General features: G+C 51.4%; 2 tRNA genes and 3 rRNA genes. All 5 read left to right on the forward strand.

Annotated elements, in window-relative coordinates:
• The first annotated feature begins 365 nt into the window (after nt 1-365).
• Nucleotides 366-1,902: ribosomal RNA gene (locus tag CAF73_RS29420) — 16S ribosomal RNA — on the forward strand.
• An 81-nt stretch (nt 1,903-1,983) separates the two neighbouring features.
• Nucleotides 1,984-2,060: transfer RNA gene (locus CAF73_RS29425), tRNA-Ile, on the forward strand.
• A 30-nt stretch (nt 2,061-2,090) separates the two neighbouring features.
• Nucleotides 2,091-2,166, forward strand: a tRNA-Ala gene (locus CAF73_RS29430).
• A 244-nt stretch (nt 2,167-2,410) separates the two neighbouring features.
• Nucleotides 2,411-5,301, forward strand: a 23S ribosomal RNA gene (locus CAF73_RS29435).
• 156 nt (nt 5,302-5,457) lie between these two features.
• A 5S ribosomal RNA gene (rrf, locus tag CAF73_RS29440) occupies nt 5,458-5,573 on the forward strand.
• The 16S, 23S and 5S rRNA genes sit together here with 2 tRNA genes alongside, the layout of an rRNA operon.
• The last annotated feature ends 1 nt before the right edge of the window (nt 5,574 follow it).

The following is a 5,574-nucleotide window of genomic DNA, read 5'->3' on the forward strand; positions in this document are numbered from 1 at the left end:
TTCTCGGTCGAAAGCGAAGAAAAAGAGGTGTTGACAGCAGCGTGTAACGCTGTAGAATTCGCCTCCCGCTAACGAGAGATCGGAAGCGCAAGTGGTTGAAGTTGTTGAAGAAATCTTCAAAAACTTCTGAAAATAATCACTTGACAGTAAATGAGGCTGCTGTAGAATGCGCGCCTCGGTTGAGACGAAAGATCTTAACCAACCGCTCTTTAACAACTGAATCAAGCAATTCGTGTGGGTGCTTGTGGAGTCAGACTGATAGTCAACAAGATTATCAGCATCACAAGTTACTCCGCGAGAAATCAAAGATGTAACCAACGATTGCTGAGCCAAGTTTAGGGTTTCTTAAAAACCCAAAGATGTTTGAACTGAAGAGTTTGATCATGGCTCAGATTGAACGCTGGCGGCAGGCCTAACACATGCAAGTCGAGCGGATGAAAGGAGCTTGCTCCTTGATTCAGCGGCGGACGGGTGAGTAATGCCTAGGAATCTGCCTGGTAGTGGGGGACAACGTTTCGAAAGGAACGCTAATACCGCATACGTCCTACGGGAGAAAGCAGGGGACCTTCGGGCCTTGCGCTATCAGATGAGCCTAGGTCGGATTAGCTAGTTGGTGAGGTAATGGCTCACCAAGGCGACGATCCGTAACTGGTCTGAGAGGATGATCAGTCACACTGGAACTGAGACACGGTCCAGACTCCTACGGGAGGCAGCAGTGGGGAATATTGGACAATGGGCGAAAGCCTGATCCAGCCATGCCGCGTGTGTGAAGAAGGTCTTCGGATTGTAAAGCACTTTAAGTTGGGAGGAAGGGTTGTAGATTAATACTCTGCAATTTTGACGTTACCGACAGAATAAGCACCGGCTAACTCTGTGCCAGCAGCCGCGGTAATACAGAGGGTGCAAGCGTTAATCGGAATTACTGGGCGTAAAGCGCGCGTAGGTGGTTCGTTAAGTTGGATGTGAAATCCCCGGGCTCAACCTGGGAACTGCATCCAAAACTGGCGAGCTAGAGTATGGTAGAGGGTGGTGGAATTTCCTGTGTAGCGGTGAAATGCGTAGATATAGGAAGGAACACCAGTGGCGAAGGCGACCACCTGGACTGATACTGACACTGAGGTGCGAAAGCGTGGGGAGCAAACAGGATTAGATACCCTGGTAGTCCACGCCGTAAACGATGTCAACTAGCCGTTGGGAGCCTTGAGCTCTTAGTGGCGCAGCTAACGCATTAAGTTGACCGCCTGGGGAGTACGGCCGCAAGGTTAAAACTCAAATGAATTGACGGGGGCCCGCACAAGCGGTGGAGCATGTGGTTTAATTCGAAGCAACGCGAAGAACCTTACCAGGCCTTGACATCCAATGAACTTTCCAGAGATGGATTGGTGCCTTCGGGAACATTGAGACAGGTGCTGCATGGCTGTCGTCAGCTCGTGTCGTGAGATGTTGGGTTAAGTCCCGTAACGAGCGCAACCCTTGTCCTTAGTTACCAGCACGTTATGGTGGGCACTCTAAGGAGACTGCCGGTGACAAACCGGAGGAAGGTGGGGATGACGTCAAGTCATCATGGCCCTTACGGCCTGGGCTACACACGTGCTACAATGGTCGGTACAAAGGGTTGCCAAGCCGCGAGGTGGAGCTAATCCCATAAAACCGATCGTAGTCCGGATCGCAGTCTGCAACTCGACTGCGTGAAGTCGGAATCGCTAGTAATCGCGAATCAGAATGTCGCGGTGAATACGTTCCCGGGCCTTGTACACACCGCCCGTCACACCATGGGAGTGGGTTGCACCAGAAGTAGCTAGTCTAACCTTCGGGAGGACGGTTACCACGGTGTGATTCATGACTGGGGTGAAGTCGTAACAAGGTAGCCGTAGGGGAACCTGCGGCTGGATCACCTCCTTAATCGACGACATCAGCTGCTTCATAAGCTCCCACACGAATTGCTTGATTCATTGAAGAAGACGAAAGAAGCAGCCCGAAATTGGGTCTGTAGCTCAGTTGGTTAGAGCGCACCCCTGATAAGGGTGAGGTCGGCAGTTCGAATCTGCCCAGACCCACCAATTTTGTGTGGGAAACGCCTGTAGAAATACGGGGCCATAGCTCAGCTGGGAGAGCGCCTGCCTTGCACGCAGGAGGTCAGCGGTTCGATCCCGCTTGGCTCCACCACTACTGCTTCTGAAGTAAGAGCTTAGAAATGAGCATTCCATCGGGCTGATGGTGAATGTTGATTTCTAGTCTTTGACTAGTTCGTTCTTTAAAAACTTGGGTATGTGATAGAAAGATAGACTGAAAGCCACTTTCACTGGTGGTGATCAGGCTAAGGTAAAATTTGTGAGTTCTCTTAGTTGAGAAATTCGAATTTTCGGCGAATGTCGTCTTCACAGTATAACCAGATTGCTTGGGGTTATATGGTCAAGTGAAGAAGCGCATACGGTGGATGCCTTGGCAGTCAGAGGCGATGAAAGACGTGGTAGCCTGCGAAAAGCTTCGGGGAGTCGGCAAACAGACTTTGATCCGGAGATGTCTGAATGGGGGAACCCAGCCATCATAAGATGGTTATCTTGTACTGAATACATAGGTGCAAGAAGCGAACCAGGGGAACTGAAACATCTAAGTACCCTGAGGAAAAGAAATCAACCGAGATTCCCTTAGTAGTGGCGAGCGAACGGGGACTAGCCCTTAAGTGGCTTTGAGATTAGCGGAACGCTCTGGAAAGTGCGGCCATAGTGGGTGATAGCCCTGTACGCGAAAGTCTCTTAGTCATGAAATCGAGTAGGACGGAGCACGAGAAACTTTGTCTGAATATGGGGGGACCATCCTCCAAGGCTAAATACTACTGACTGACCGATAGTGAACTAGTACCGTGAGGGAAAGGCGAAAAGAACCCCGGAGAGGGGAGTGAAATAGATCCTGAAACCGTATGCGTACAAGCAGTGGGAGCAGACATTGTTCTGTGACTGCGTACCTTTTGTATAATGGGTCAGCGACTTATTTTCAGTGGCGAGCTTAACCGAATAGGGGAGGCGTAGCGAAAGCGAGTCTTAATAGGGCGTCTAGTCGCTGGGAATAGACCCGAAACCGGGCGATCTATCCATGGGCAGGTTGAAGGTTAGGTAACACTGACTGGAGGACCGAACCGACTACCGTTGAAAAGTTAGCGGATGACCTGTGGATCGGAGTGAAAGGCTAATCAAGCTCGGAGATAGCTGGTTCTCCTCGAAAGCTATTTAGGTAGCGCCTCATGTATCACTGTAGGGGGTAGAGCACTGTTTCGGCTAGGGGGTCATCCCGACTTACCAAACCGATGCAAACTCCGAATACCTACAAGTGCCGAGCATGGGAGACACACGGCGGGTGCTAACGTCCGTCGTGAAAAGGGAAACAACCCAGACCGTCAGCTAAGGTCCCAAAGTTATGGTTAAGTGGGAAACGATGTGGGAAGGCTTAGACAGCTAGGAGGTTGGCTTAGAAGCAGCCACCCTTTAAAGAAAGCGTAATAGCTCACTAGTCGAGTCGGCCTGCGCGGAAGATGTAACGGGGCTCAAACCATACACCGAAGCTACGGGTATCACGCAAGTGATGCGGTAGAGGAGCGTTCTGTAAGCCTGTGAAGGTGAGTTGAGAAGCTTGCTGGAGGTATCAGAAGTGCGAATGCTGACATGAGTAACGACAATGGGTGTGAAAAACACCCACGCCGAAAGACCAAGGTTTCCTGCGCAACGTTAATCGACGCAGGGTTAGTCGGTCCCTAAGGCGAGGCTGAAAAGCGTAGTCGATGGAAAACAGGTTAATATTCCTGTACTTCTGGTTATTGCGATGGAGGGACGGAGAAGGCTAGGCCAGCTTGGCGTTGGTTGTCCAAGTTTAAGGTGGTAGGCTGAAATCTTAGGTAAATCCGGGGTTTCAAGGCCGAGAGCTGATGACGAGTTGCCTTTAGGCGACGAAGTGGTTGATGCCATGCTTCCAAGAAAAGCTTCTAAGCTTCAGATAACCAGGAACCGTACCCCAAACCGACACAGGTGGTTGGGTAGAGAATACCAAGGCGCTTGAGAGAACTCGGGTGAAGGAACTAGGCAAAATGGCACCGTAACTTCGGGAGAAGGTGCGCCGGTGAGGGTGAAGCACTTGCTGCGTAAGCCCACGCCGGTCGAAGATACCAGGCCGCTGCGACTGTTTATTAAAAACACAGCACTCTGCAAACACGAAAGTGGACGTATAGGGTGTGACGCCTGCCCGGTGCCGGAAGGTTAATTGATGGGGTTAGCTAACGCGAAGCTCTTGATCGAAGCCCCGGTAAACGGCGGCCGTAACTATAACGGTCCTAAGGTAGCGAAATTCCTTGTCGGGTAAGTTCCGACCTGCACGAATGGCGTAACGATGGCGGCGCTGTCTCCACCCGAGACTCAGTGAAATTGAAATCGCTGTGAAGATGCAGTGTATCCGCGGCTAGACGGAAAGACCCCGTGAACCTTTACTATAGCTTTGCACTGGACTTTGAATTTGCTTGTGTAGGATAGGTGGGAGGCTTTGAAGCGTGGACGCCAGTTCGCGTGGAGCCATCCTTGAAATACCACCCTGGCAACTTTGAGGTTCTAACTCAGGTCCGTTATCCGGATCGAGGACAGTGTATGGTGGGTAGTTTGACTGGGGCGGTCTCCTCCTAAAGAGTAACGGAGGAGTACGAAGGTGCGCTCAGACCGGTCGGAAATCGGTCGTAGAGTATAAAGGCAAAAGCGCGCTTGACTGCGAGACAGACACGTCGAGCAGGTACGAAAGTAGGTCTTAGTGATCCGGTGGTTCTGTATGGAAGGGCCATCGCTCAACGGATAAAAGGTACTCCGGGGATAACAGGCTGATACCGCCCAAGAGTTCATATCGACGGCGGTGTTTGGCACCTCGATGTCGGCTCATCACATCCTGGGGCTGAAGCCGGTCCCAAGGGTATGGCTGTTCGCCATTTAAAGTGGTACGCGAGCTGGGTTTAGAACGTCGTGAGACAGTTCGGTCCCTATCTGCCGTGGACGTTTGAGATTTGAGAGGGGCTGCTCCTAGTACGAGAGGACCGGAGTGGACGAACCTCTGGTGTTCCGGTTGTCACGCCAGTGGCATTGCCGGGTAGCTATGTTCGGGAAAGATAACCGCTGAAAGCATCTAAGCGGGAAACTTGCCTCAAGATGAGATCTCACTGGAACCTTGAGTTCCCTGAAGGGCCGTCGAAGACTACGACGTTGATAGGTTGGGTGTGTAAGCGCTGTGAGGCGTTGAGCTAACCAATACTAATTGCCCGTGAGGCTTGACCATATAACACCCAAGCAATCTGCAGACTCGAAAGAGACCAGATTGCGGTGTGTGAAGACGCAATGAACCGAAAGTTCGACGCTCACAAAACACCGAAAGCTGTCACATACCCAATTTGCTGAAGCGAGGCCATCTGGTCACGAGTCAGTACCCGAATTTCTTGACGACCATAGAGCGTTGGAACCACCTGATCCCATCCCGAACTCAGAAGTGAAACGATGCATCGCCGATGGTAGTGTGGGGTTTCCCCATGTGAGAGTAGGTCATCGTCAAGAT

Source organism: Pseudomonas sp. B15(2017) (genome assembly GCF_002113215.1).
GTDB lineage: Bacteria > Pseudomonadota > Gammaproteobacteria > Pseudomonadales > Pseudomonadaceae > Aquipseudomonas.